This window comes from Methylorubrum sp. SL192 (assembly GCF_026672325.1).
GTDB classification, from domain to species: Bacteria; Pseudomonadota; Alphaproteobacteria; order Rhizobiales; family Beijerinckiaceae; genus Methylobacterium; species Methylobacterium extorquens.
The window spans coordinates 5,256,477-5,281,373 of record NZ_JAPPQV010000003.1 but is presented as its reverse complement, the minus strand read 5'-3'; the positions used below and the strand labels follow the sequence as shown (position 1 = coordinate 5,281,373).

Genomic DNA, 24,897 nt, shown 5'->3' with positions numbered 1-24,897 from the left:
GGCGGCTCCGCACCTAAATCCTGAGCAGGGTGTCGATCATGTCGCGGGCGGCGGTGAGCACGCGGGCGTTGGCCGCGTAGGCCTGCTGGAGCGCGATCAGGTTCGACATCTCCTCGTCGATGTTCACACCCGAGGCGGAGGCGAAGCGTCCCTGCGCCGTCGAGAGGGCGATGCTCTGCCCCTCGTCGAGATCCTGCGCCGCCGCCGCCGCCGCGCCCTGCACCGAGATGACGCCCTGGACGAAGTCGGCGACGCTCGACCGGGTCGGGGCGTCGATGCCGCTGATGCCGCTCGACGAGGAGAAGAGGCGCTGGGTGCTCGTCAGCGCGGTGAAGAGGGCCTGCGGCCGGGTTCCGTCGCCGATGCCGCTCGCCGCGCCCGTCCCGGTGACGCCGACGAGGCTCGCGGCGCTGCCGACCACCGCCGGGTTCACGGCGATGCGCTGGGCAAAGCCGGTGAGCTGCGAGCCGCCGTCGAAGGAGCCGGTGTAGAGCGCGGCGGACGCGCCATCGACGAAGAGCGGGATCTGCGTGGCGGATCCCTTGATGTCGCCCGCCGCGGTGACCTGCGTCACGCTGGCGCTCGCCGCGACCAGGGTGGCCCCGCCGCTCGAGAGGATGCGCATCGCGCCGGCCTCGCCGCCGGGCACGCTCGACACCGTGTACCCGCCGCCCAGCGCCGCGGTGATCGCGCTGCGGACCTCGTCCGCGGTGCGGGCGGGGACCGCATCCGGCCGCCGGATCGTGAACGGGATCACCGTGGCGTTCGCGTCGTCGGTCGCGCCGGCGGGAATGGCGGGGGGCGGATTCTGGTAGGACGGCATCAGGATGAGGTTGCGCTGCGTGCCGCTCCCGTCCTGGACCGTCAGGGTGATGGCGTTGCCGGCCGAGAGACCGGTCAGGTCGATGTCGAAGCCCCCCGTGGTGCCGTCGGTGGGGACCGAGCCGGTGGCCAGTCGGTCGGACATCGCGCGCGACAGCCCCGCCGCGAGGTCGTCGAGCTGGCGCTGGGCCTGAGGCAGCACCGTATCACGCAGTTCGATCGCGGCGGCGATCGATCCGGAGCGGATCGCCCCGGAGCCGAGCAGATCGATCTTGCCGCCGCCGGGCGTCGACGCGACGATGGTGCCGACGCCGCTCTGCGACGGGTCGGAGGCGTAGAGCGCGTTGGCCGAGAGCGTGCCGCGGGCATCGAAGCGGAGCGAGGCGGCGTTGGAGCGGTCGAGCAGGGTGACGCCGGAGCTGGTCAGCACGCTCACGCTGCCGTCGCTCTGAGGAACGGCGTTGATGTCGATGAGGCCCGATAGGCTGGTCAGCGCCTGGTCGCGCTGATCCTCGAGTTCGGGCCGGCTCGCATCGCCGGACGCGGTCGCGACGATGCGGGTGTTGAGCTTGGCCAGTTGCGCGAGCAGGCCACTGGCCTTCTCGGTATCGGTGGCGAGTTGCGATTCCAGCCCCGAGCGCAGGGCCTGAACCCCGTTGGCGGCGCTGCCGATGCGCGTGGCGAGGTCGTTGGCTGCGCTGAGCACCGTCGCCCGCGCGGCCGTCGATGTCGGGTTGGCGGCCAGGGTCTGGAGCGAGAGCGTGAAGTTGTTGAACACCCCGTCGAGCGCCGAGGCGTCTCCGGGCCGCCCATACAGCGTGTCGAGCTGCGTGCGGGTCTTGGACATCAGCGAGGTGTAGGCCGCCCCCGAGCTCTCGGCGCGCAGCTGCTTGAGCGCCGCCGCGTCGAGCGCCCGTGCGACCGTGCCGGTCGCCACGCCGGCATTCCCCGAGCCCGAGGTGATGGGCGCGAGCGTGCGTCGGACATAGCCGGCCGTGCCGACATTGGCGATGTTCTGCGAGACGACCCCGATCTGAGCCTGCGTGACCCGCAGGCCGGCGGTGGCCGTGCTGAACGCGTCGAGGGCCAAGGCGCTTCTCCTCCCTCAGGGGTTCGTCAGCGGATGACGTTCAGCAGATCGGAGATCATCGTCTGCGCCGTCGACATCACCCGGGTGTTGGCAGAGTAGGCCTGTTGGGTAACGATCATCTTCGAAAATTCCGCGGCAATGTCCGTATTCGACTGCTCGACATTCGCCCCGACCACGGTCGAATCCTTGAGCCCGACGATCGGCTCGCCCGAGGCCACGGTCTGCTGGTAATTGCCCAGCGAATCCGGCTTCAGCCCGTCGGGATTGACGAACTGCGCCACCTCGACCCGGGCCAGCCCGATCACCGAGCCGTTGGAGTACTTGCCGCTGATGATGCCGTTCTCGCCGACTTCGACGGAGTTCAGCGTGCCGGAGGCGTAGCCGTTCTGCTTGAGGTCGTTGGTCGTCACGGTGCCGGAGGCGGCGGCGTACTGCGTGAGGCCCCCGCTGAGATCGAGGGTGACCGCGCCGACATTGACGCCGTCGACGGTCAGATTGCTGATCGGAACCGTCTTCCCGGTCGGGGCGGTCATCTGCCCGCTGGGACTGAAGGTGAAGGCCTGGCCGATATTGGTCCAGCTCGCCTGGTTGCCGTTGACGCTGGTCTTGTCGGCGGTGAAGAGGTTCCAGGTGTCGCTCGTGCCGGCCGCGGTGTCGGCGGCGGCCACCTTCGCCCACCGGCTCTGAACGCTCACGGGGGCGCCGGAGGCGGTGTAGACCGTCAGGGCCGGGCCGGCGATGCTGTTGTCGATGAAGCTCTGCGCATTGGTCTGGGAGACGCTGCCGGTGGTGGCGCCGTTGGTCGGCGTCACCCGCGCGTCGGTCCCGTCGCTGAAGGCGGAGAGCAGGCCCTGCGTCGAGGCGGCGTTGGTCGTGGCGGGGGATTTGGGCAGGTTGGCCGAGTAGGTGATCGTCGTCGTCGGCTTGGCCGGGATGACCGCGTTCGAGATCTTGATCGGCCCCGTGCCGTTGGTCTGGCCGGTGACCGGATCGAGGCTCGCGCCGACGAGGTAGGCGCCCGCGGTGTTGACGAGGTAACCGTCCTTGTCCGGGGCGAAATCGCCGCGGCGGGTATAGAGGTTTCCGGCGGTGAAGCCCTCGCCGCCGCCGGCATCGGTGGTCTTCTTGCGCACGGCGAAGAAGCCCTGGCCGTCGATCGCCATGTTGGTGGAGACGCCGGTCGAGACCTTGTTGCCCTGGATCGAGTTGGTGAGCTCCGAGAAGGCGCCGACCGAACCCGCGGTCTGGCTCTTCGCGTCGCCGTCGACGAGCATGTCGACGAAGCTCGTGTCGATGCGCTTGTAGCCGGTCGTCTGCGAGTTCGCGATGTTGCCCGAAATGTTGCTCAACGAGAAGGACTGCGCCTTCAGGCCCGAAACCGCGGTCTGAAGCGCGGAAAAGACGTCCATGGCGTTCGCTCGCTCCAAAAGACCGCATGAAGCGGCGGATCTGAAGATCGAGAGCGCAACGCGCGTGCCAAAGCTAAGCCATTGATATTGTTGGAATGGGCTTGCCGGGGCTCGGCAGTTTCGGACGGGTGGGTACGGACCGTGCGGCAGATTCTGCCGGGTCCGGCCGTGTTTACGGCCCGTTATCGCCATGCCCGCTAATGTAGCTGCGAGTTGTCGCGTCGGACGGGATTCATGAAGAACAAGAGGACGAGCCTCGTCCACCTGATCTACTTCTCACGCCTGACCATCTCGAACGAGCCGGCTCTGCGCGCGAAGCAGATCGGCGACATCACCCGTCAGGCTCAGAAGAAGAACGAGTTCGCCGTGATCACGAGCTTTCTGATCATCGACCAGAATTTCGCGATCCAGGTCGTCGAGGGCGAACGCCAGTCGGTCAACGAGACCTTCCAGCGGATTGCCGCCGATTCGCGCCACCGCGACGTGCAGATCGTTGAGTGGCGCGAAATCGCCAAGCGGGAGTTCGTCAGCTCCTTCACCACCGTGAGCCGCACGGCGGCCAACGAGCCGCATTTCGCCAAATCCGGTCTTCTGCCGATGCTGCAACGGGGCACGCCCAAGAGCAGCGCGATCCACGGCTTGGCCGTCACGCTCCAAGCCGAATCGATGGCCAAGCAGGGCATCGACCATCTGTTCGTTTGAGTGGGTGGGCTGCCTCCAGCCCGCCTTTCAGAGATCCCGTTGAGACGCGACCCCGGACGCCATGAGCGACACGCTTCCCATCCTCATCGTCGATGACCAGCCCAAGCTTCTGCGGCTGATCATCGAGCTGATGACCCGCCTCGGTTTCCCGGACGTCGAGGGCGTGTCGGACGGAGCCGAGGCGCTCATCCGGATGCGGGAGCGCCGCTACGCCCTCGTCATCTCCGATCTCGCCATGGAGCCGATGGACGGGCTTCAGCTCCTGCGCGAGATCCGGGCCGACGACAGCCTGATGAACACGCCCTTCATCCTCACCGAGACCTCGTTCGACTTCGAGGACATCAACCACGCCCACGTCGCGGGCGCCGACGCCTTCATCCTCAAGCCGTTCGACATCAACCTCCTGAAGACGAAGCTGAAGCAGGTGCTCAACCGCAAGCCGCGCCGTCGCGAGGCGCCGCTGCCCGCCGAATCGACGCTGAGCCAGGAATTCCCGCTGCTCGGCAAGTTCTGACCGGCAAGTTCTGATCGTCGAGTTCTGAGCGGCGCGTTTTCGCCTGTTCGGTAGTCCATCGAGGACGCCGCGCCGTCCGGCGTTACGCATTTCCAACGACGTCTTCGCTGTGCCCTTGCCGCGAGCCACAAGCCGTCGGCGGCCGGACATCCGTGGGCCCTCCACACCCGTCGCTCCTCGCGGGCGCGATACGCCGAGTGGCATGCCGGAACCTTCGCAGAGCACTCGGTCTGATCACCGTTTCCGAAGAAAACCGACCTGTGGTTGGCTCATCGTGAGGCACTCTTAACCGGATCCGGGCATTTTGCCGGGAACGAAGAAGGGGGTGGACGACCGATGCAGGCGCAGGCCGAAGGTCAGGAAGTCGCCGGTCGGCGGACGAGTCTAGGGAACGGGCAGGGCGGCCGAGAGACGGTTGGCAGGCACTTGCTGCGGACAGGCTCGGGACTCTGCCTGACCGTCGCCGGCTTTGCTGCCACCGCGCTGATAGCCTCGCTCTCCGCCGACCCAACCCTGAGGCTCACGGTCATCGGGGGCGCGGCCATCGTCGCCCTTGTTCTCGTCTGCCTGATCCTGCGCCGGCTTGCCCGCAGCCTCACTCGCGCGATGCAGGCCGACGAAAGCATCGCCCTGCCGACCGCTCCCGCCGTCGCGCTCCGGACTCTCCCAGCATGCGCCTCCGGCGAAGCCCCACCTTTGGACGGACTCCGCCTGATCGCCGACCGCTCTCGGCTCGGTGACGGGCCCGACCCGGCCATCCTTACCGACATTGCGGCCCTGAAGCTCCGCGAGGACGCGTTGAGCGATCGCATCGCCCGTTTGAACGCGGCGCTCGATACCCTTTCCCTCGGCTTCCTTCTCTACGATCGCGATCACCGGCTGCTGGTGGTCAACCGCCGCTACCACGAGATCTACCGGCTGCCTCCGGGGGCCGTGACCCCCGGCATGTCGGCGCTGGAAGTGCTGCGCAGCAATGTCGGGACCGGTGATCAGCCGGACCGGAGCGAGGACGAATGCATTGCCGAGATCGGCGTGATGATGGGGGCCGATGCCGTGCCGACCCAGATCCAGCATCTCGCCGACGGACGCGTCGTCGCCGTCGAGATCCAGCCGATTGCCGGCGGCGGCTTCGTGGCGATCTACGAGGAAGCGACCGAACGCTGGAACGCCGAGAACCGCATCGCCCACATGGCCCGGCACGATGCCGTCACCGACCTGCCCAACCGCGTGCTGCTGCGCGAGCGGATCGAGGGGGCGATCACCCGGGCACGGCGTGAGACCGGTTTCGCCGTGCTCTGCCTCGACCTCGACAACTTCAAACAGGTCAACGACACCCTCGGCCACGCTGTCGGCGACGAGTTGCTGCGGGCGGTGGCGCACCGTCTCAGGGCCTGCCTGCGCGAGGTCGACACCGTCGCCCGTCTCGGCGGCGACGAGTTCGCGATCATCCAGGCGAGCGTCGCGACGCCGGCCGATGCCGCCACCCTGGCGCAACGCATCCTCGACGTGGTCAGTGCTCCCTACGCGCTGACCCATCACTCCGTCATCGTCGGCGTCAGCATCGGCATCGCGCTCGCGCCCGGAGACGGGCTGGAACCCGAGCGGCTGATGCAATGCGCCGACGTCGCCCTCTACCGCGCCAAGGACGACGGGCGCGGTGTCTTCCGGTTCTTCGAGGCGCAGATGGATGCGCGCCTCCAGGCCCGGCGCGCCCTCGAACTCGACCTGCGCGCCGCCTTCGAGGCGGAGGCGTTCGATCTGCATTATCAGCCGATCTACGACCTCGCCGAGGAGCGCATCAGCGGCTTCGAGGCGCTGCTGCGCTGGACCCACCCGACCCGCGGGCGCGTCTCGCCGGCCGAGTTCGTGCCGCTCGCCGAGGAGATCGGCCTCATCGTGCCCCTGGGCGAGTGGGTGCTCCGCCGCGCCTGCCGTGAAGCCTCGAACTGGCCGGACGGCCTCAAGGTCGCGGTCAACGTCTCGGCGGCGCAGTTCACCTCGATCGCGCTGATCGGAACGGTACAGGCGGCGCTCGCCGAGAGCGGCCTCTCCGCCCGCCGTCTCGAACTGGAGATCACCGAGAGCGTGCTGCTGGTCAACGGCAGCGCCACGGTGGCGATCCTGCACGGGCTGCGTGACCTCGGCGCCCGGATCGCCATGGACGATTTCGGCACCGGCTATTCCAGCTTGAGCTACCTGCGCAGCTTCCCCTTCGACAAGATGAAGGTCGATCAGTCCTTCACCCGCGACCTGACGGTGGAGCAGGGCTCCGGTTTCATCGTGCGGGCGGTGATCAGCCTCGCTTCCAGCCTCGGGATGACGACGACCGCGGAAGGCGTCGAGACCCCGGAGCAACTCGCTTGGCTGCGCGAAGAGGGCTGCGACGAGGTGCAAGGCTACCTGTTCAGCCCGCCGGTGCCGGCGAGCGAACTCCCGGCCCTGCTCGCGATCTGGAACGGCCGGAAACGCCGCGCCGCGTGACGCCGTGATCCGATCCCGCTTGTCGTCGATCGCCGGAAATCAAGCCGCTTCGGACGCCGGCGCACGTTCCCGAGACACCTTGGCCACCGCCTCGCGCAGGGTGGCGAGGCCCGCCTCCGGGCCCATCCCGGCGGTGGCGAGATGTCGGCGAAAGGCCCGCGCTCCGGGCCGCCCGTTGAACAGGCCGAGCATGTGCCGGGTATAGGCATGAAGCCGCAGGCCGCGTTCGAGCCCTGCCGCGACGATGGGCTCGAAGGCCTCGACCGCAGCGAAGGCATCGGCGACGGGCGCCGGTTCGCCGAACAATTCGGCATCGACATCGAGCAGCAGCGCCGGCTCGGTATAGGCGGCCCGGCCGATCATCGCGCCATCGACCTCGCCGAGCCTCGCCTTGGCGGCGGCGATGTCGGCGATCCCGCCATTGACCGCGATCGGCAGATCCGGATGCGCCCGCTTCAGCCGGGCGACGCGGCCGTAATCGAGCGGCGGCACGTCCCGGTTCTCGCGCGGCGAGAGACCTTTGAGCCAAGCCTTGCGGGCATGCACGACGAGTCCGTCGACCCCCGCCGCGACCACCGCGTCGGCCACGGCGTCGAGAGCTTCCTCGATATCCTGATCATCGACGCCCAGGCGGCATTTCACGGTCACCGGCACCGGGACGGCCGCCTTCATGGCCGCTACGCAGGCACCCACGAGGCCCGGCTCGCGCATCAGGCAGGCACCGAAGCGTCCATCCTGCACCCGATCGGAGGGGCAGCCGACATTGAGGTTGATCTCGGCGTAACCGAAATCGGCGGCGATCCGCGCCGCCGCCGCGAGGTCGTCCGGGTTGGAGCCGCCGAGCTGCACCGCCAACGGCTGCTCGTAGGCGTCGAAACCGAGCAGCCGCTCCCGGTCCCCGTGCAGCACGGCCCCGGTCGTCACCATCTCGGTATAAAGCCGCGCCCGGCGCGACAGTGTTCGGTGGAACGCGCGGCACTGCCGGTCGGTCCAGTCCATCATCGGTGCGACGCTGAAGCGCCACCCGCTGAGTTCGTTCAGTTTTTCAGCCGGGGTCGACACGTGCGCCCTGTTCCGTTTCGATGCTGGTCCGCTTCGAGCCATCCGCGAGGATCCTCGCACAGGCGGCCCGTTCGGAAGCGTACGAGCCTCGGCCTGACGACCAGCGACCGGCCGCCGAAAAGCCGATGCGGCCAGCGTCCGATTGGCTTGATTCCGCAGGCCGCAAGCCATCGTTCAGGACGATGTACGCAATGCGCGCCCGGATACCACGCATCGGCCAGCCTCAAAAGCGACGAGCACCGCTGTCGCGAGATCAGAGCGTTCGCCGGGAGGCGGGTGGACCGGTCGAACCGGCGTCTGCATCTTGCGCGGCAAACCAAATACCGCGAGACGCCGACCCGATGGCATCGGGTCGGATACGGCTCTCGGCTGTCACGCACCTTTCGAGAATGGCTGACGCATGGTGCTGTCGGCGGCCATCACGGCATCCACTGCACGTTCGGCAAGCGCGCGGGCGAGATCATGGGGCAGTCGGCCGCTGCTGGGCAATTGTCTGCTGGTGACGTCATACTGCGCGATGACGGCGGCCACGGCCCTGATCCGATCTTCGCGGCTTGCTTGCGCCTGTTGCACGTCATCTCTCCTGGTGCGGCATCGATCCGAACGGGATTCCGCCTGTGCAACGCCGACGAGAGTGCCTCACAAAACTCTCGGTCACCGAGCGTTTTCCCCTTGCCGCGACGAAGGGGCGTTTCAGGAGAGACACCAAGCTAAGGCGCATCGCGCACTGTCCGCTTCTTCGATACCGGAACGGGCTTTTTCTGTCGTCGTGATCGCCGGAGATCTGCACAAGTTGCGGGCTGATTGCGTGTGCCAGCGGCGCCTTTGCGCGGGCCGTGCACACAAGCCGTGCAGGTTCGATCCGGGGCGTGATGACAGACTGCCTATCCCGCAAGCGGCTACGATTTCTGCGCGGGCTGCTGATCGCCGAGCCTGAGAAAGCTTGCTGCGAAGGCTTCCGCGCCCTCCTTGGTCAAGCCGGTGACGACGAGGCCCTGTGCGGTGACCGCCCAGAGTCCGTCGCCGTTCTGGAGGACGCTGATTTCCGCCACGGCTCTCTCCCGGAATTCAACTTTCCGGTTAACCCTCGCGCGCCGCAACGCGTTCCGGGGGCGCGCGGCGGGGCATGCCCACGCCGCGCACGCGATCCTCTAACGCCGCTCAGTGTTCGTGGCGGTGGCTATGGCCGTGCTCATGGCCATGGTCATGGCTGTGATCGTGCCCGCAGCCTCCGTGGGCGTGGCTGTGCCCGTGGTCATGGTCATGATGGGCGTGGTCATGGTGATCCTCGGCTTCATGGCCATGAGCGTCATGCGTATGGGCTTCGTGGCCGTGATGATGGTCGTGGCCGCACTGGCTGTGATCGTGCGCAGCCTTTTCCGGCTTGAACGGGCGGTTCACGGGCTCGGCCGAGCAGCCGGCGCCGCGGATCAATTCGGCGGCGCTGGCCGGCACATAGAGAACTTCCGCGCCGACCTCCGCGGGGACGTGCTCGCCGCCGAGCTGCCAGGCGAGCCGCAGCAGGCGGGCCGGATTGCCGGCGCGGACCTCCAGAAGCGCTTCTTCGGCGGCACGAACGGCCACGAGGCGCCCGTCCTCGAGCTTCAGCGCATCGCCGTCCTCAAGGCCCGCGGCACGATCCAGGTGGAGATCGACGGACAAGCCTCCCGCCGTCGTCAGGTGCGCATGCGCCTGGCCCCGGGCGGCGTGGTCGAGGGTCACCGTGTCGACGACGAGATCGGGCCGAACAGCGGCCTTGCGGACGATCAGGCTGGCTTTGGGCATGGTGATCCTCGGATAGGGGCCCGTCGGCAGCGGGCCGAAACCGGGCGATTTTGCAACAGGCGCGCCTTCAGATGGCAGGCGCAGGGCGAAAAGTCATGCGCCGATGCAACCTGCCCCAATCTTGGCCGTTTCATGTGCCGTCGATGGCGGCCGGTGACAAACCAAGGCCAAAACGGTGCCCCGCGCCGGCAAATGGCCCGATCGCCGATGCACAAGGGAGTTCGGACCACCATGAAGAGACTCATTGCCGCCGCCCTCGCGGGCAGCCTCGCGCTCTCGCTCGGTGCCTGCAATACGCCTCAGGATCGGGCGCTGGGCGGTGCTGCCCTCGGTGCGGGCCTCGGCGCGGCGGTCGGCGGCCTTGCCACCGGTCGTGCAGGCGGTGCGCTGGCCGGTGCCGCGATCGGCGGCGCGGGTGGTGCCATTGCCGGCGCCGCGACGGCGCCGCGCTGCCCCTACGGCACGTTCCGCGACGAGTACGGCAACGTCTACTGCCGCTGATCGCGAAGCGGTTCATGGGGGAGGGCCGGAGCGGCAAGCTCCGGCCCTTTTCTTTTGCGGTCGATTAAAGCACCGGACTTGCGCTGCGGTACGCTTTGCGGCGTTAAGCCGTGACGACCGCTCCTGCTGAATGTCTTCGGAACCGCCCTTGTCCCCCCTGGATCCCTCACGCTTCCGCTCTCCCGTTGCGGGCGGCGCCCGATGAGCACCGGCCTGTGGGGCAAGATCGGCGGGGCCGGGATCGGCGTGCTGGTTGGCGGGCCGATCGGGGCGCTGGTCGGATCGGTCGCCGGCCACTTTCTCGTCGATCGCGAGGGCGCGCCCTTCGGCCCGACGCCCCGGGACGTCCTGTTCACGACGGGGCTCGTGGCGCTCGCGGCCAAGATGGCGAAGTCCGACGGCGTGGTGACGGAGTCCGAGGTCCAGGCCTTCGGGCGGGTGGTGCAGGTCGAGCCCGAAGCGCGCGCGGGTGTCCAGCGCCTGTTCGACCTCGCCAAGGCGACGACCGACGGCTTCGAGGCCTATGCCGGGCAGCTCGCCGCGACCTTCGGCGAGGAGCCGGCTCTGCTTGAGGACGTGCTCGACGGCCTGTTCCACATCGCCACCGCCGACGGGGCGATCCACGAGGGCGAGGAACGCTACCTGCGCTCCGTTGCCGGGATCTTCGGTCTCGACGAGGCGGCCTTCCGCCGGATCGCCGCCCGGCATGTGCGGCTCGCCGACGACCCCTACCTCGTGCTCGGCCTCGAACGCTCCGCCGACCCCGCGGCCCTCAAGGCACATTACCGGCGGCTCGTGGCCGAGAACCATCCCGACCGGGCGCTGGCCCGCGGATTGCCGCCGGAGGCGGTGGCGATCGCGACGCACCGGCTCGCCGCCATCAACGCCGCCTGGGACCGGATCGCGGCCGAGCGGGGTTTGACGTGAGTTTTTCCCCGGACAGCCCCCTGGCTGAGGCTGTCGTCGCCTCGCCGAACCGCGGCGCGCGGGTCGGGGACAGCCTCGACATGCTAATCCTGCACTACACGGGCATGCCGACGGCGCAGGGTGCGCTGGAGCGCCTGTGCGACCCGTCCGCCGAGGTCTCGGCCCATTACTTCGTGTTCGAGGACGGACGCGTCGTGCAGATGGTGCCGGAGGCCGACCGGGCTTGGCACGCGGGCGCCGGAGCCTGGGCGGGCGTGCGCGACATCAACTCCCGCTCCATCGGCATCGAGATCGCCCATCCCGGCCATGCCGGCGGGCTCCCGCCCTATCCGGAGGTGCAGATCGCCGCGGTCATCGCGCTGGCCCGCGACATCGTCGTCCGGCGCGCGATCCCCGGCCCCCGCGTGCTTGCCCATTCCGACGTCGCGCCCGCACGCAAGGAGGATCCGGGCGAAGACTTTCCCTGGGAGCGGCTGGCGCGCGAAGGCGTCGGGCACTGGGTGCCGCCGGCGCCCGTGCGGGATGGCCGCTTCTTCGCCATGGGCGACACCGGCCAGCCGGTCGAGGCCCTGCAGGCGATGTTGGCGCTCTACGGCTACGAGCAGCCGGTCACCGGCCACTTCGACGCGGCGATGCATGCGGTCGTCACCGCCTTCCAGCGCCATTTCCGGCCGGCCCGCATCGACGGTGTCGCGGATTCCTCCACGATCACGACCCTGCGCGATCTGATCGCCTCCCGGCCAGTCTAACTGCGGTCGGGCCGAAGAATTCGGAAAGAAACCCGGTCGCCCGGCGTTCCGTTGCCACCGTCATTGGCACGGGGGCGCGTCGGACCCGTTTCCTTCCATGTTCGTGTTCCACTGGATCGTCGGCGTCTTGGTCGGCGCGGTTCTGCTCGCTGCCCTGGCGCGGCGCCTACGCGCGCCCTATCCCGCCTTCCTGGCCCTGGGCGGCGTCGGCCTCGCCTTCGTGCCCGGCGTGCCGAGCCTCACGCTCGATCCGGAGCTGGCGCTCGCCCTGTTTCTCGCGCCGGTGCTGATGGATGCCGGCTACAGCACGTCGCTGCGCGACCTCGTGCGCAATGCCCGCCCCATCGCCGGGCTCGCCGTCGGCGCGGTGGCGGCGACGACCGCGGCGGTCGCGGCGGTCGCTTTGTGGCTCGTGCCGGACATGCCGCTTGCCGCTGCCATCGTGCTCGGGGCGATTGTCGCTCCGCCGGACGCCGTGGCGGCTTTGTCGGTGCTCAACCACGTCTCCCTGCCGCACCGCCTTGCCACGATCCTGCGCGGCGAGAGCCTTCTGAACGATGCCGCTTCGCTGCTGATCTACCGGCTCGGCGTGGCGGCAGCGATGACCGGCCATTTCGCCTTTGCCGAGGTGGCGCCGGCCTTCCTGATCGGTGTCGTCGGCAGCCTCGTGGCGGGGCCGCTCGCCGCGCTCGTCTACCTACGGATCCTGCGCCGCGTCGATGAGCCGGCCAGCGTCATCGTGCTGCAATTCGCGGCTGCCTTCGGCCTCTGGATCGCCGCCGAGGCGATGGAGCTGTCCGGGGTGCTCACCGTGGTGAGCTTCGCGATCACCGTCGCCCGCTACGCCCCCGGCCAGACCTCGCCGCGCCCGCGGGTGATCTCGAACGCGGTCTGGGAAACGGCGATCTTCGTGCTCAACGTCCTCGCCTTCGTGCTGATCGGCGAGCAGATCGGGCCGATCCTGGCGCGGATGACGCCCGAGCAGGAATTCGCCTATGCCTCCGTCGGCGGAGCCGTGGTCGTCACGGTGATCCTCGTTCGCATCGCCTGGGTTTTGCCGGCGAGCGCCATCCGCCGTGTTGGCTTCGGCATCGCCTCCGATCAGCCGGACGATCTTGGCCCGGCCCGCGATCTCGGCCTCGGCGCCGGCTTTGCCGTCTCGTGGTCGGGGATGCGCGGCCTCGTCACCATTGCCACGGCCTTGGCCCTGCCCGAGGGCGGGCCTGAGGGCGGCGCGTTTCCCTATCGCGACCTGATCGTGCTCACCGCCTTCTGCGTGGTGATCGGTACGCTGGTGCTCCAGGGCTTGAGCCTGCGCCCGATCCTGGGATGGCTCGGGCTGGAGGATAGCGATCCTGTCGGCCGCGAGGTCGGCCGGGCGCGGGCCGAAGCTTACGGCGCCGCGGTCGAGGCCCTGAAGAACGACCGCTCGGAGGCAGCGGATGCCCTGCGCCGAGAATTCCATGCCGCGCTGGCCCAAGCCGAGGCGCATGAGGAGGGCCTCGCCCCGGAAGGGCTGCCGACCGACGAGCCCCGCCGCCGCGCGATCCACGCCGCCCGCGACCGCCTCCTGACCCTGCGCCGGAACGGCCGGATCGGCGACGACGCCTATCTCGTGCTGGAAGAAGAACTCGATTGGGCCGAGCTCAATGCGACGCCGCGCGGGGAGGCCTGATGTGCTTCCAGAAGGCTAATGTTTCGAGCGAATTCACTTTTAAATTGCAGAAAATGAACTCATATTCTGATCTTTGGCTTAGGATTTAGAGCAATCACTTAGATGGGCCTTCGATTTGCCGAAAAGCCTCGTTTTATCGACATCGCAGATGCTGCGCGTTCGAGTGGATACAATCTTGATGCGAGCTTCCTATCGGTGGGTCATTTCATGAGATTTGTTTCCGGTGTTGCCGTCCAGGTCATGGCCCGCAATCTGTTGCAAGGAATTGTGTATCGCCCCTGGACTCATCCAGAAATCCTGGGCGAATAAAGGTCCCATGCGGTAAAGCTCGCGGGCCCGAGGCAGCGATGACGGGGACGGCCGTCGGAAGCGCGCCGGGAAAACCTTTTGCCCCCGTGACACGTATTGGCCTGCGCCACGCGGCGTGCCCGCGATCCCTCATGTCTTCGCGCTGCCATCCGCTTCCGCGGACGGGGCGGGAACAGGTCCGATGCCGAGATCGATGTTCGAACCGTCAGCCTCATGCCCGACTGCAAAACCGCCTGCGTCGCCCCCAGCGGAGTCTTCCCGCGTTCCCGGTCATGGCTTCGGGATGGGACCAGGCCGCGCCTGTCTCGCGGGCCACGGTGTCGTCCGCCTGCTGGACCGCCCGTGCTGATGGTCGCGAGCGTCGCTTGTCTTGTCGCGGGTGTCGGGCTGGCGGCTCAGGCGCACCGCTTCGGCGCGCGCGCGGCGCTGGCCGAAACCTTGTCCGGCCTCCTGCTGATCCTCGGCCTCGGCCTGATCGGGCTCGGGCTCCCGGTGTTTCGGTAGGCCCCGATCGCGATGGGGAAGGGCTGATCGCCCGAGACGACCCCGTCTCGAGCGGCGGTCAGGCGCCGAGGCTGCGGCGGGCGGCGAGCCGCACCTCGATCGCGTCCCAAACCGAGACGGCGAGATCGGGGCCGCCGAGCCGCTTGATGGTTCGGATGCCGGTGGGGGAGGTGACGTTGATCTCGGTGAGATGACCGTCGATCACGTCGATGCCGACCAGGATCAGGCCGCGGCGTCTCAACTCCGGCCCGATGGTGGCGCAGATCTCGCGCTCACGCTCGGTCAGATCGGAGGCGCCGGCCGCGCCGCCGCGGACCATGTTGGAGCGGATGTCGCCCTTGGCCGGCACGCGGTTGATCGCGCCCATCGGCTCGCCGTCCACGAGGATGATGCGCTTGTCGCCCTCAGTAATCTTTTCCAGGAAGCGCTGCACCACCCATTGCTCGCGGAAGGTGGCGGTGAACAGGTCGAACATCGAGCCGAAGTTCGGATCCTCCTCCGTGACCCGGAACACCGCCGCGCCGCCATGCCCGTGCAGCGGCTTCATCGCCACCGTGCCGTGCTCCTTGCGGAACGCTTCGATTTCGGCGCGGTCGCGGGAGATCAGGGTCGGCGGCATCAATTCGGGGAAGTCGAGGACGAACAGCTTCTCCGGCGCGTTCCGGACCTCGGCCGGATCGTTGACCACCAGGGTGCGCCCAGCGACCTTCTCCAGCATGTGGGTGGCCGTGACGTAGGCCATGTCGAAGGGCGGATCCTGGCGCATCAGCACCACGTCGACTTCGGCGAGGTCGATGCGCTCCGGGGCCCCGAGGGTCGCGTGCGCGCCCTCGACATCCTGCACCGTCACGGGCTGGGCGTAGGCCGTGACCAGCCGGCCCTGCATCGAGAGCCGGTCCGGCGTGTAGGTGTAGAGGCTGTGACCCCGCGCCTGCGCTTCCAGCATCAGGCCGAAGGTGGTGTCGCCCGCGATGCGGATCGACTGGATCGGGTCCATCTGAACCGCGACGGTCAACGCCATGCTCGTCCCCGAATTGCTGCGCGTTCCGCCGAAACGGCGGGCGAAACTGCGGGCTCTCGGCGAGCCCGCTCCGTTCCGATCGATCCTCTGAGGGGACCGGAGCCCGAGGGTCTCTCACATCGTGCCCGCTGCGCCGCCGCGGCCGGTGGGGCGATGCTCAGCGCCCGGGCGTTGTGTGAGGCACTCCGGGCGCCCCCCTTTAGGACCGTAACCGACCTGATGGCATCAGGTCGGCGTCTCTCAGTCATTGTTGTAGCGCGCATTCTTCCGACGAACCGGTGGCCGCTTCGTCGGAATGCGCTCTAGCGCTGGCCGCGGGACTGCGAGCCGCCCCCGCTGCGCCGGTCGTAATCGCTGATGGCGGACTTGCACTCCGGCGAGAGGCGAGAGCGGTTGCGGGTCATGCAGGCATCGGCATCCTGGCTGTTCGGATCGACGCCGGCGCAGAGCCGGAAGTAGTCGTTGGCGCAGCCGAGTTGCAGCCCCTGGTCCTCGCGCTGGGCCTGGGCCGGGCTTGCCGCCACCAGAGCCAGCAGAGCGAGAGGCGCCAGTCTCAGGGCCGCGGACACTCCGCGCGCTAGGGTGCCGAATCGTGTGAAGTCCGGACGCATCCTGCCTTGTCCTTCGCTCGATCAAAGTTGGGTTGGGTCCGCATATCGGGCATCCCCCCTCGTTAGCAAGCGCAGCACGCCACCGTTGCACCCGCTCTGTCGCGCCCGTCCGGGCCTCCAGCGTGACCTGCGAAAACCCGCCCGACAAAGAAACGGCCCCGCAGCGCGATCGCGCGGGGCCGAAGTCAAGGGAGGAAACGCCCGCCATGGGCAAACCCAACGTCGCAAGGACCGTGCCGCCCGCGAAACAGGTCGCGCCGAGGTCACGTATCGCCGCGGACGTATGCGGAACGCGGCGTGCGTTGAAACACTCCGTTAACCACGTCGTGCTGAGCTTGGCCTGAGATCGCCCGGCCGGGGCGGGCCCGTCCCGCTCACGACGAGCACGCGCCCCATGCTGCCCGCCCGCTCCGGGAGGCCGCAGGGCGAGAGCCGGCCGCCACACACATCGACGGGACAGGCCCATGACGCCTTCAACGACCGCCCCCTCCAAGACGCCTTCCTCAGCGTCCCCTCCCGCTCCCGCGGCGAAGCCGGGCCACGGCGAGGGCAGCGCGACCGGCTCCGTCGTGCCCTTCGCCCCCGCGACGACCCGCCGCTTTCGCCGCGAGGCGGACGATGCGCCGCGCGGTCAGATCCTGCTGTTCATGGGCGTGCGCTACGAGAGGATGCCGGAGGCGGAGGCTCTGCCGGTTCCGCGCCGCCGCCGCTCGTGACGCGCGTCGGTTCTCGATCTGCCGGCCTGCTTTTGGCCCTGCTCTTGGGCGCTTGCGCGCAGGAGGGTGACTTCGGCCGCCCGGCCCCGAGCGCCTGGAACAGCCTGATCGAGACCACGGGGACGGTGGCCGCCTACGAACGCGGCACGCCGGCTTCAGCCTTTCCGCTGACCGACGACGAGACGGTCCTGCGCGATCGGGCCTGGCGGTTCCTGATGCCCGCCGACGACCACGCCGCCTTCTCGGACGCGCTCGCCAACCTGACCCGAGCCCGCGTGCTGCCGCCGCGTTGGCGGCATGCCGATATTCCCGCCTATCACAACGATTTGATCGCCGAGTCGTTTCGCTCTCCCTATTCCCGCTACCGCAGGTTGTTGGATGACGCCGTGGCCGACGGTCGGCTGATCCCGATCTTCGCGGCCGTCGCCGGGCGTGTCTTCGAGGCGGACGGTGTGCGCCTGCGTGCCCTGCCGTTCTCGAAGAGCCTCGACGATCGGGATGTGCGGCAGGCCGCGATGCGCGTTGCCGAGAACCGTTGTCTCGTGGCGTGGGTGCGCCTGGAAACATCCCTGCGCATCGCCCGCTATCGCTACGCGCTCGAGCATTTCCTGATCGAGATGCCCGGCCGCGAGGCGGCGTCGGCCGAGCAGGCGCTCGCCTTCCTCGAAGGGCGGCGCGGGCTCCTCGACCCGCTGCTGCCGCCGGACGCCGCCGCCCGCTGCGGCCTCGTCGAGCCGCCGGTTCAGGCGGCCTTGGCCGCGCCGGTCGTGGCCAAATATTAGCGGGCGTGTATTAGCCCCGGTCCGGACACGGCAGGGACAGGGCTGAAAGCGAATGGGACCGATGCGAACCATCGTCTACGCAGATGGCGGTTGCGACCCCAATCCCGGCCCCGGCGGTTGGGCGGCGGTGATCCAGGCCCCCACCGGGACGATCGAGCTGTACGGCGGCGAGCTCGCCACCACCAACAACCGCATGGAACTGACCGCCGCGATCCGCGCCCTGGAGCATTTTCCCGAGGGCGCCGCGATCGAGATGCGCTGCGACAGCCAGTACGTGGTCAAGTCCGTCACCGAGTGGATGCGCGGCTGGAAGGCGCGGGGCTGGCGCACCGCCACGGGGCCGGTGAAGAACATCGACCTGATGCAGCGCCTCGACGCGCTGGCCGCAGCCCGCGACGTGCGCTGGACCTGGGTGCGCGGCCATGCCGGCGAGGCCGGCAACGAGCGCGCCGACCGTCTCGCCACCCTCGGCCGGCGCGAGGCCCTGAGCGGCAAGACGTCCGGTGAAGCGGTGCCCCCGCCGGCCGATGCCGTGCCAGCCCTGGCGCCGGCGCAGCCTGTGCAATCGAAGACGGTGCAGGTGGCGTTGAGCGCGGATCTGGCCAACGCCCTGTCGCGGGCGGCGGGGCGGGCCGGGATCACCCCTCAAGCCTATCTCGAGGACGCGGTGCGGCTGGCGCTTGAACTCAAGCCGCCGGGCGTCGCCCGTGTTCGGGCCGAATTGCAGAAGGCGTCCTGATCGGGTGGAGGCGGGCGCGATGAACCTGGGGCATCGTCCCGAAAGGTGGACGCCGGCTTTCGGAGAAAGACGATGCAAAACAAAAGACGAGAGCGTCGCCCTGGATCCGGTATCCAGGACGATGCTCTCGCTTTCTTCGACCGCCCCGCCGCGACCGTTGCCGCCGAACTGATCGGCCACGGGCTGTTCGTCGACGGCGTCGGCGGCCTCATCGTCGAAACCGAGGCCTACGATCGGAGCGATCCGGCCTCGCACAGCTTCGCCGGGCCGACGCGGCGCAACGCCAGCATGTTCGGGCCGCCGGGCCGCGCCTACGTCTACCGCTCCTACGGCCTGCACTGGTGCCTCAACCTCGTCTGCGAGACCGGCAGCGCCGTGCTGCTGCGGGCGCTCGAACCGAATGCGGGTCTGGAGACGATGCGCACCCGCCGCGGGCTCGACGCGCCGCGCCTTCTCTGTGCCGGGCCGGGCCGGCTCGCCCAGGCGCTCGGCATCGACCTCTCGCATGATGGCCTGCCGCTGGACCTGGCGCCCTTCGCCTGGGCGCCGCCGGAGCGGCCGATGCCGGTCGCGGCGACGACCCGCATCGGCATCAGCCGCGGGGTCGAGGCGCCCTGGCGTTTCCTGGTGCCCGGCTCGCCCTATCTCAGCCGTCCGCTGCCCCGAGCGAAACCCGGTGCCGCGGGGGAGGGGGCTTAGAGCATCATCCCGAAAGGTGGCCTCCGGCTTTCGGAAAAAGATGATGCAAAACGTAAGCCTAGAGCATCGTCCTGGATCCGATATCCAGGACGATGCTCTAGGTCTCGGCCAAGCCGGCACTCGACTCGGAGGGCGCCCGCCCATGCGGCGTGCCGAGATATTCCTCCGAGCGCATCTCGATCAGGCGAGAGGCTGTGCGCTCGAACTCGAACGCCTCGCGGCCCTGCGCCGCGGTGTAGAGCTCGGTCGGCTCCGCCGCGGCCGAGGCGACGAGCTTGACGTGCGCGTCGTAGAGCGTGTCGATCAGCGTGATGAAGCGCTTGGCCTCGTTGCGCTCCGCCTCGCCCATCACCGGAATCCCCGAGACGATCAGCGTGTGGAAGCTGTCGGCGAGCGCCATGTAGTCAGAGGCGCCGAGCGGCTTGCGGCATAGGTCGTCGAAGCCGAAGCGGGCGACGCCGCCGGCTTCCTCCGGCACCGGGACCGCGCGGCCCTTCACCTTCACCGTACTCGGCTGGCCCTTCGCGCGCCCCGAGAGCGCCTTGAAGGCGGCGTCGAGCGCGGCCTCGGCCGCCGCGTCGGCCGGCACATGGTAGACCGAACTGCCGCCGAGCTTCTCCAGGCGGAAATCGGTGCGGGAGTCGAGGCGCAGCACCTCGACCCGCTGCTGCAGCTCCGCCACGAAGGGCAGGAACAGCGCGCGGTTGAGGCCGCCCTCGTAGAGCCGGTCGGGCTCGACGTTCGAGGTCGCCACCACCGTCACGCCGCGCTTGAACAGGGCTCCGAACAGGCGCCCCAGGATCATCGCGTCGGCGATGTCGGTGACCGTGAACTCGTCGAAGCAGAGCAGCGTCGCTTCCGCTGCCAGCGCTTCGGCCACCGGCGGGATCGGGTCGTCGCCCTTCACCTCGCCCCGTTTCAGGGCCTGGCGGTGGGCGTGGATTCGCTCGTGCGCGTCGGCGAGGAAGCCGTGGAAATGGACCCGACGCTTCGGGCCCGGCGCGACTTCGTGGAAGAGGTCCATGAGCATGGTCTTGCCGCGGCCGACCGAGCCCCACATGTAGAGCCCCTTGGGCGGCCCGACATCGTCATCCTTGCGGCCGAACAGCCAGCCCAGCGCGCTGCCCTTCTTCGCCCGGCGGCGGCGCTCCAGGTTCTGCACCAGCCGGTCGAGGGCCTGGACGAGGCGGATCTGCGACGAATCCCGCTCGATCGCGCCCGAGGCCACGAGGGCGTCGTAGCGTTCGCGGACCCGGCCGTGCGGCGCCGCGCCGGCGCGGGCATGGTCGGAGGGCGTATGGGTCTCGGGCATCCCGGCCGATCGTTCACGTGAGGGAGCGGCTCCTCCGGCAAGTCAACCTGCGGAGGAGGCGGGCGGTGTGGCTCGTCCCGCTCTGCCGCGCGGCGGCAGCGCGATCAAGCCGGCGCATCCCTATCCTGCGAACAATCGCGCCGCTTCGATCCCGGTTCAGGAGCACGGCGGGTCGTCTCTTTCGAGTGGGCGAGACCGGCTTGGTTTGGAGGCCGGTCTCGCGAGAGGCGGCCGGGCTGCGGGCGTTGACGACCTCACTGGGTGATGCGTGCAACCTTCAGTGCTTGGTCGAACATCGCTCCGAGCGAGGCGGTGATGTCCTTCGCACTGTTAGCCGTGAAGAACAGTCCCGGTGAGGCGCATTGCCGGAGAGGGTCGGCGAGCGTCGGACTGAAGCCGTTTACTCGGTTATTCTCCCAGACGATGGTGCCTTCGTTGGTATAGCTTTTGACGTAATTGTAAGGAATATAAAGAACAGAAATGGTTGCGCCTGCTTTTTTTAGATCTGCACATTTGGCCGGATCGATCTGGGCGGGTTGCGACCCGTCCCAGTCGGCGTAGCGGTAGCCTGCAAACTTAGACGGATTTCCGGGATAGGTCTTCTTATCTTTCCAGGACGAGTAAGTCTGGCTGTTCTGCATTCCGTCAGTGATAAGAAACACGAACGGCTTCGGATTCGCAGAGCTGGACCCGTTGCCGAACGTCCGAATCGTCGATTTCATCTGCGGCAAGGCGGTTTCGAAATGCGTGCCCCCGCTGCCCGTGCCAGTCGTTGGATCATTGTTGGTAAAGAGCTGCGTGCTACCTGTATCGAGCAAGTTGGTGAAAGCCAAAGGCCAAGCCTTGCCGCAATCAGCGGTAGTTTTTAGCGAAGCCAGAGATGTGGTAGTGTCGCTAAGGGGAGCTAGCGTCGCCAGTCTATTGATGAACGGGTAGATTCCGATCCGATACTGGTTCGGCACGATTGGTTTCGATGCCCTGTCGAGAAGGGCACAGACAGCGTTGTTCACCGCGTCAGACCGCAGTTGGATCTTTCCTGCTGCCAGGTTCCAGCCTTTCCGATTTGGGAAGTGGCACGCGAACTGGCAATTTCCCTGATCTTCGACACTCTTGCTGGCCAGCAACGCCGCATCGCTATCGGTCGTCGGCAGACCCATCGAGCCCGATACGTCCACCATCAGGTAGAAATCAAGGTAGCCCGCGATGTCGGCTGAGGCGTTGACCCGGTTGGTCAGGGTCGTCGCCGAAAGCCCGAAGAGTCTGCCGAATGTGCTTTGAACCGTGGCCGTATAGCTGACCGTTGCATCAAGGGTTTGTCCGCTTCGTACGATCTCGAGTTGAGAAAGAGAGACAGTTGCGAACGGGACTTTGCTGGCATTAACGTTGAAGGCCTTGAGGGCCTGGTACTCGCCCGCCTTGATGCCGGCCGTCATCACGTCGCTCTGCTGCGCGTTGGCGGCGATGAACTCCTTGGCCGTCACGACGCCCGCGAGAGCGGCGGCGTCCGCTGCATTGTCGAGCCGCGTCTTGCTGCTGATCGCCATGCCGTAATCGACGCCGAGGCCAACGAGGCCGATGGTCGGAAGCACGGCGAGCGCGAAGAGGACGTTGATGCTGCCCTCGGCGTTCGAGGCCAGTGCCGTCGCCCGGCCCTTGAGCCGGCCTGCGCGGGTCAATAGCCGGTGCATTTGGTCGCGATCCCGTCGTTGTTGGTTGTGTCGAAGTTCACCAGCGACGCGTAGCGCGGCTGCACATAGGCCGATCGCGCGATCCGCACGGCGGGGACGAAGCCTGACCCGAAGGTCGGCGTGAAGTCGAATGCCACATCGATCACCACCAGCGATCCGGGCCCGTAGGTGGATCGCGGCAGGGTGGCCCGGCTCGGCGTTGCATCGTCATCGGCCGGCAGTTGCGGCGTATCGCAAGGACGGTAGTTGGCGCCGCCGGGTTGAGCGGTGCCGGTGGTCGTCCAGACCACGTTGGCATTGTAGCAGGGGCTCAGGTCGGTGCTGGTGTCGGGATTGTTCTGGCAGGCGGTGTTCTTCGCCTTGAACTGGATGCTGGCATAGTTGATCGAGATATTCTGCCACCACGACCGGCCCTGCCGCTTGGCGTCCTTCATCACATAGGGAAACAGCACGAGGGTGGCGTCGTAGCTGAAATGCAGGTCGGTGGCGTTAACCCGGGCGACGTTCGTGGTGTCCAGGGGCACCGATTGCGAGATCATCTGGCTGATCGAGTGTGCGACGAGTTCAACCTTGCGGGTCGCGTTGACGTAGGCGGCCACTTGGGTGCCCGCGAACAGGATCAGCAGCATGGTGGGCAGGATCAGGGCGAATTCGATCGCCGCCACCGCGCCCTCCGCGGCACGGAAGCATTCCGCCTGCGCCCCGAGGCCGGCGCGGACGCCACGAAGCGCCGCCAGCGCCCGGAGGGCGAGGGTGTTCTCCGGTGCCGCGCCGCGCCGCGCCGCGGGAAGGGGCGTGCGGGGGGAGCCGTCCGCCATCAGTACTGCTCGTTGCGAAAGGCCGCGGCCGAGACCGCGAGATAAGCCGGCTTGCCCTTGTAGGTCGCGCCGCCGCTCAACCAGTATGAAATCTGCGGAGGCAGGAACGTGATCGGGTAGATGACCTGCAGATACTGGTAATCTCCGCGGCTTCCGAGATTGAATTGCCCTGACCCGGTGGCCAGATTGGCGACGGTCACGCCGCTCAAGTCAGAGGAGACGTAGGCGTAGTACCCGCTGGGCTGGCCTGCCTTGGGCACGACGTAGAGATTAACGATGAGGTTGTCGCAAGAAAGCGTCGCGGGCAGGTATCCGCAGAGGGTTTGCTTGAAACCGTCCAGCGTTGCCGCACTCGATTGAGACTGAAGGTCCCCCGTCAGGATCTGGCGTGAGGCCCGTATCGTCGCGTTGTCGAGCGTCTGGTTGATATACCCGACCAGTGCGGACGCCATCACGAAAAGCAGTGTAAGGATAAACGCCGCTCCGACGAGGGCGAACTCGACGGCCACCGATCCTTCCTCGTTGCTGATGTAATTCGATTCTCGCCGCATGGATTCAGGGTATCCGTCAGCATTTAAATAAAAGGTAACAGGATATCAGAAATCCGGGCCTTTGCCGGCGAAGATCGATGCGATCCTTCCGTCACCTCCGGTTGCAGGCCTGGAACAAGCGGACAGACCAGCCATGCGGGCTCAAGCGGAGATTCAGCACTTTGCTGCATTGCGGTAAGCCCACTGCCGCGCCAAATTGACTGTGTTCGTGCCGGAGAGGGAGGCCGCGCGGGCACATCGCCGATCCGGTGCGCCGCAAGAGTTCTTCACCTCCCCGATGTCCCTCTCAACCTTTTCCGACGATCGTCCCTCAGGCCGCCCCCTCGGCGCGACGCAGGGCCGACCGAGTCTGCGCCGCCTCTGGCCGAGCGATGGGCCGGCGGTGCACGCCTTCTTCCTGCGCCTCGATCCAGAAACCCGCGCGAGTCGCTTCATGGCCGCGGTCGGTGACCGGACGGCCGCGGCCTATGCGGCGCAGGCGATGGTTGCGCCTGGCCTGATCGTCGGTGTCTTCGTGGATGGCACCCTGCGGGCGATCGGCGAACTGCGCCCCTTCGGCCCAGGACAGGCGGACGCCCGGCGGGCAGAGGCTGCACTGACGGTGGAGCGGGGGTTTCGGCGGGCCGGCCTCGGGTTGAAACTGCTGCGGCGTCTGGCCGAGGCCGCCCGCAATCGCGGCCTCGTCGAGCTTCGCCTGCGCTGCCTACCCCACAACGTCGCAATGCGGCGGCTGGTCGCAGGACTCGGCGCAGAGCTGCGCCTCACTGAGGGCGAGAGCGAGGGAGCGATCCGTCTGGCGCAGCCGACGCCGCTCTCCTTGTGGCGGGAGGGGATCGAGGCGGCCCTCGATTTCAATCTCGCCGTGGTGACCCTGCCGCGATCTCGGTCGCTTCCCTTGCCGTGTCTGCCGCCGTTTCTCGCGCGCGCAGCCTGAATCGCCCGCTCAGGCGGCTTCGTCCGGCCATGCGACGATGCGCTCGACCAATTCGTCCTCGGCAAACTCCTCCTCGTTGCCGGCGACGCGCCCGCGCACGGAGATGCCGGCGTCGTGGACACTGGCCCGGCGGCCGGTCTTCAGCGGGTGCCACGCCGGCAGGTCGCGGCCCTCCCGCACGAGGCGGTAGGCGCAGGTCGGCGGCAGCCAGGGGATCGTGCGCACCGCCTCCGGGGTCAGCTGCACGCAATCCGGCACGCGCTTGGCACGGTTACGGTAGTCGCGGCAGCGGCAGGTATGGGTGTCGAGCAGCGTGCAGCCGACATCGGTGTGGTGGATCTCGCCGGTGTCGTCGTCCTCGAGCTTGAGCAGGCAGCAGCGGCCACAGCCGTCGCACAGGCTCTCCCACTCCGCCGGGCTCATCGCTTCGAGCGTCTTCACGCGCCAGAACGGCCCTTCGCTGCGCTCGGCCATATCTGGCGCCTCGCTCGCTTTC

The 24,897-nt window shown here is 68.0% G+C and carries 26 protein-coding genes; 13 read left to right on the top strand and 13 right to left on the bottom strand.

Annotated features, from left to right (window positions below):
* Window positions 1–13: 13 nt before the first annotated feature.
* On the bottom strand, window positions 14–1,912 hold the full coding sequence (flgK, locus tag OVA30_RS25650) for a flagellar hook-associated protein FlgK (protein ID WP_253393807.1): 1,899 nt from the start codon (window positions 1,910–1,912) through the stop codon (window positions 14–16).
* A gap of 26 nt (window positions 1,913–1,938) precedes the next feature.
* Complete coding sequence (locus tag OVA30_RS25645; RefSeq protein WP_268177411.1) at window positions 1,939–3,321, bottom strand: flagellar hook protein FlgE; 1,383 nt, start codon at window positions 3,319–3,321, stop codon at window positions 1,939–1,941.
* Window positions 3,322–3,555: 234 nt separating this feature from the next.
* Between OVA30_RS25645 and OVA30_RS25640 the strand changes: the two genes are divergently transcribed.
* From OVA30_RS25640 to OVA30_RS25630, 3 genes are all read left to right on the top strand, one after another.
* Complete coding sequence (locus OVA30_RS25640; RefSeq protein WP_003603713.1) at window positions 3,556–4,023, top strand: BLUF domain-containing protein; 468 nt, start codon at window positions 3,556–3,558, stop codon at window positions 4,021–4,023.
* Between the two features lie 61 nt (window positions 4,024–4,084).
* Window positions 4,085–4,537, top strand: coding sequence for a response regulator (locus tag OVA30_RS25635; protein WP_003603716.1), 453 nt, complete (start codon window positions 4,085–4,087; stop codon window positions 4,535–4,537).
* Between the two features lie 336 nt (window positions 4,538–4,873).
* Window positions 4,874–7,018, top strand: a complete 2,145-nt coding sequence (locus OVA30_RS25630) for a putative bifunctional diguanylate cyclase/phosphodiesterase (RefSeq protein WP_326493628.1) — start codon at window positions 4,874–4,876, stop codon at window positions 7,016–7,018.
* A gap of 39 nt (window positions 7,019–7,057) precedes the next feature.
* On the opposite strand, the gene dusA is transcribed toward OVA30_RS25630, so the two are convergent.
* The 4 genes from dusA to OVA30_RS25610 form a co-directional block, all read right to left on the bottom strand.
* Window positions 7,058–8,080 carry a tRNA dihydrouridine(20/20a) synthase DusA gene (dusA, locus tag OVA30_RS25625; RefSeq protein ID WP_268177409.1) on the bottom strand — a complete coding sequence of 341 codons (1,023 nt, stop codon included), beginning with the start codon at window positions 8,078–8,080 and terminating at the stop codon, window positions 7,058–7,060.
* Window positions 8,081–8,452: 372 nt separating this feature from the next.
* Complete coding sequence (locus tag OVA30_RS25620; protein ID WP_012752186.1) at window positions 8,453–8,653, bottom strand: hypothetical protein; 201 nt, start codon at window positions 8,651–8,653, stop codon at window positions 8,453–8,455.
* A 326-nt stretch (window positions 8,654–8,979) separates the two neighbouring features.
* Window positions 8,980–9,132, bottom strand: coding sequence for a hypothetical protein (locus tag OVA30_RS25615; protein WP_012605904.1), 153 nt, complete (start codon window positions 9,130–9,132; stop codon window positions 8,980–8,982).
* 109 nt (window positions 9,133–9,241) lie between these two features.
* Window positions 9,242–9,865 carry an urease accessory protein UreE gene (locus OVA30_RS25610; protein ID WP_268177408.1) on the bottom strand — a complete coding sequence of 208 codons (624 nt, stop codon included), beginning with the start codon at window positions 9,863–9,865 and terminating at the stop codon, window positions 9,242–9,244.
* A gap of 231 nt (window positions 9,866–10,096) precedes the next feature.
* On the opposite strand from OVA30_RS25610, the gene OVA30_RS25605 reads away from it, so the two are divergent.
* From OVA30_RS25605 to OVA30_RS25585, 5 genes are all read left to right on the top strand, one after another.
* Entirely contained in the window at window positions 10,097–10,366 is a 270-nt protein-coding gene (locus OVA30_RS25605; RefSeq protein WP_012252649.1) for a hypothetical protein, read from the top strand.
* A gap of 201 nt (window positions 10,367–10,567) precedes the next feature.
* Window positions 10,568–11,293 (top strand): TerB family tellurite resistance protein, encoded by a 726-nt coding sequence (locus tag OVA30_RS25600; RefSeq protein WP_268177407.1) that lies wholly within the window; start codon window positions 10,568–10,570, stop codon window positions 11,291–11,293.
* Window positions 11,290–12,042, top strand: coding sequence for an N-acetylmuramoyl-L-alanine amidase (locus tag OVA30_RS25595; protein ID WP_268177406.1), 753 nt, complete (start codon window positions 11,290–11,292; stop codon window positions 12,040–12,042). The genes OVA30_RS25600 and OVA30_RS25595 overlap by 4 nt, the downstream gene beginning before the upstream one ends.
* A gap of 97 nt (window positions 12,043–12,139) precedes the next feature.
* A complete protein-coding gene (locus tag OVA30_RS25590) occupies window positions 12,140–13,717 on the top strand; it encodes a Na+/H+ antiporter (RefSeq protein WP_015821387.1) in 1,578 nt (525 codons plus the stop codon).
* A gap of 657 nt (window positions 13,718–14,374) precedes the next feature.
* Window positions 14,375–14,530 (top strand): hypothetical protein, encoded by a 156-nt coding sequence (locus OVA30_RS25585; RefSeq protein WP_003606306.1) that lies wholly within the window; start codon window positions 14,375–14,377, stop codon window positions 14,528–14,530.
* A gap of 58 nt (window positions 14,531–14,588) precedes the next feature.
* Here the strand turns inward: OVA30_RS25585 and gshB are convergent, their stop codons facing one another.
* The gene (gene gshB / locus OVA30_RS25580) at window positions 14,589–15,551 is read right to left on the bottom strand and encodes a glutathione synthase (RefSeq protein WP_076640863.1); all 963 of its coding nucleotides are present in this window, start codon (window positions 15,549–15,551) and stop codon (window positions 14,589–14,591) included.
* Between the two features lie 302 nt (window positions 15,552–15,853).
* Window positions 15,854–16,162 carry a hypothetical protein gene (locus tag OVA30_RS25575; protein WP_182570355.1) on the bottom strand — a complete coding sequence of 103 codons (309 nt, stop codon included), beginning with the start codon at window positions 16,160–16,162 and terminating at the stop codon, window positions 15,854–15,856.
* Window positions 16,163–16,626: 464 nt separating this feature from the next.
* On the opposite strand from OVA30_RS25575, the gene OVA30_RS25570 reads away from it, so the two are divergent.
* The 4 genes from OVA30_RS25570 (at window position 16,627) to OVA30_RS25555 (ending at window position 19,098) form a co-directional block, all read left to right on the top strand.
* Entirely contained in the window at window positions 16,627–16,878 is a 252-nt protein-coding gene (locus OVA30_RS25570; protein WP_268177405.1) for a hypothetical protein, read from the top strand.
* Complete coding sequence (locus OVA30_RS25565) at window positions 16,875–17,660, top strand: hypothetical protein (protein ID WP_268177404.1); 786 nt, start codon at window positions 16,875–16,877, stop codon at window positions 17,658–17,660. Before OVA30_RS25570 ends, OVA30_RS25565 begins: the two co-directional genes overlap by 4 nt.
* Window positions 17,661–17,721: 61 nt before the next feature.
* Window positions 17,722–18,399 (top strand): ribonuclease HI, encoded by a 678-nt coding sequence (gene rnhA / locus OVA30_RS25560; protein WP_268177403.1) that lies wholly within the window; start codon window positions 17,722–17,724, stop codon window positions 18,397–18,399.
* Window positions 18,400–18,471: 72 nt separating this feature from the next.
* Window positions 18,472–19,098, top strand: a complete 627-nt coding sequence (locus tag OVA30_RS25555) for a DNA-3-methyladenine glycosylase (RefSeq protein WP_268177402.1) — start codon at window positions 18,472–18,474, stop codon at window positions 19,096–19,098.
* A 97-nt stretch (window positions 19,099–19,195) separates the two neighbouring features.
* On the opposite strand, the gene zapE is transcribed toward OVA30_RS25555, so the two are convergent.
* The 4 genes from zapE to OVA30_RS25535 form a co-directional block, all read right to left on the bottom strand.
* Window positions 19,196–20,410, bottom strand: coding sequence for a cell division protein ZapE (zapE, locus tag OVA30_RS25550; protein ID WP_268177401.1), 1,215 nt, complete (start codon window positions 20,408–20,410; stop codon window positions 19,196–19,198).
* Between the two features lie 254 nt (window positions 20,411–20,664).
* Window positions 20,665–22,098, bottom strand: a complete 1,434-nt coding sequence (locus OVA30_RS25545) for a pilus assembly protein TadG-related protein (protein ID WP_268177400.1) — start codon at window positions 22,096–22,098, stop codon at window positions 20,665–20,667.
* The gene (locus tag OVA30_RS25540) at window positions 22,083–22,916 is read right to left on the bottom strand and encodes a TadE/TadG family type IV pilus assembly protein (protein ID WP_268177399.1); all 834 of its coding nucleotides are present in this window, start codon (window positions 22,914–22,916) and stop codon (window positions 22,083–22,085) included. Before OVA30_RS25540 ends, OVA30_RS25545 begins: the two co-directional genes overlap by 16 nt.
* The gene (locus OVA30_RS25535; protein WP_012252638.1) at window positions 22,916–23,467 is read right to left on the bottom strand and encodes a TadE/TadG family type IV pilus assembly protein; all 552 of its coding nucleotides are present in this window, start codon (window positions 23,465–23,467) and stop codon (window positions 22,916–22,918) included. The genes OVA30_RS25540 and OVA30_RS25535 overlap by 1 nt, the downstream gene beginning before the upstream one ends.
* 277 nt (window positions 23,468–23,744) lie before the next feature.
* On the opposite strand from OVA30_RS25535, the gene OVA30_RS25530 reads away from it, so the two are divergent.
* Entirely contained in the window at window positions 23,745–24,401 is a 657-nt protein-coding gene (locus OVA30_RS25530; RefSeq protein WP_268177398.1) for a GNAT family N-acetyltransferase, read from the top strand.
* 9 nt (window positions 24,402–24,410) lie between these two features.
* Here OVA30_RS25530 and OVA30_RS25525 read toward each other — a convergent pair whose 3' ends face one another.
* Window positions 24,411–24,875, bottom strand: coding sequence for a YcgN family cysteine cluster protein (locus OVA30_RS25525; RefSeq protein WP_003604853.1), 465 nt, complete (start codon window positions 24,873–24,875; stop codon window positions 24,411–24,413).
* Between the last annotated feature and the right edge of the window lie 22 nt (window positions 24,876–24,897).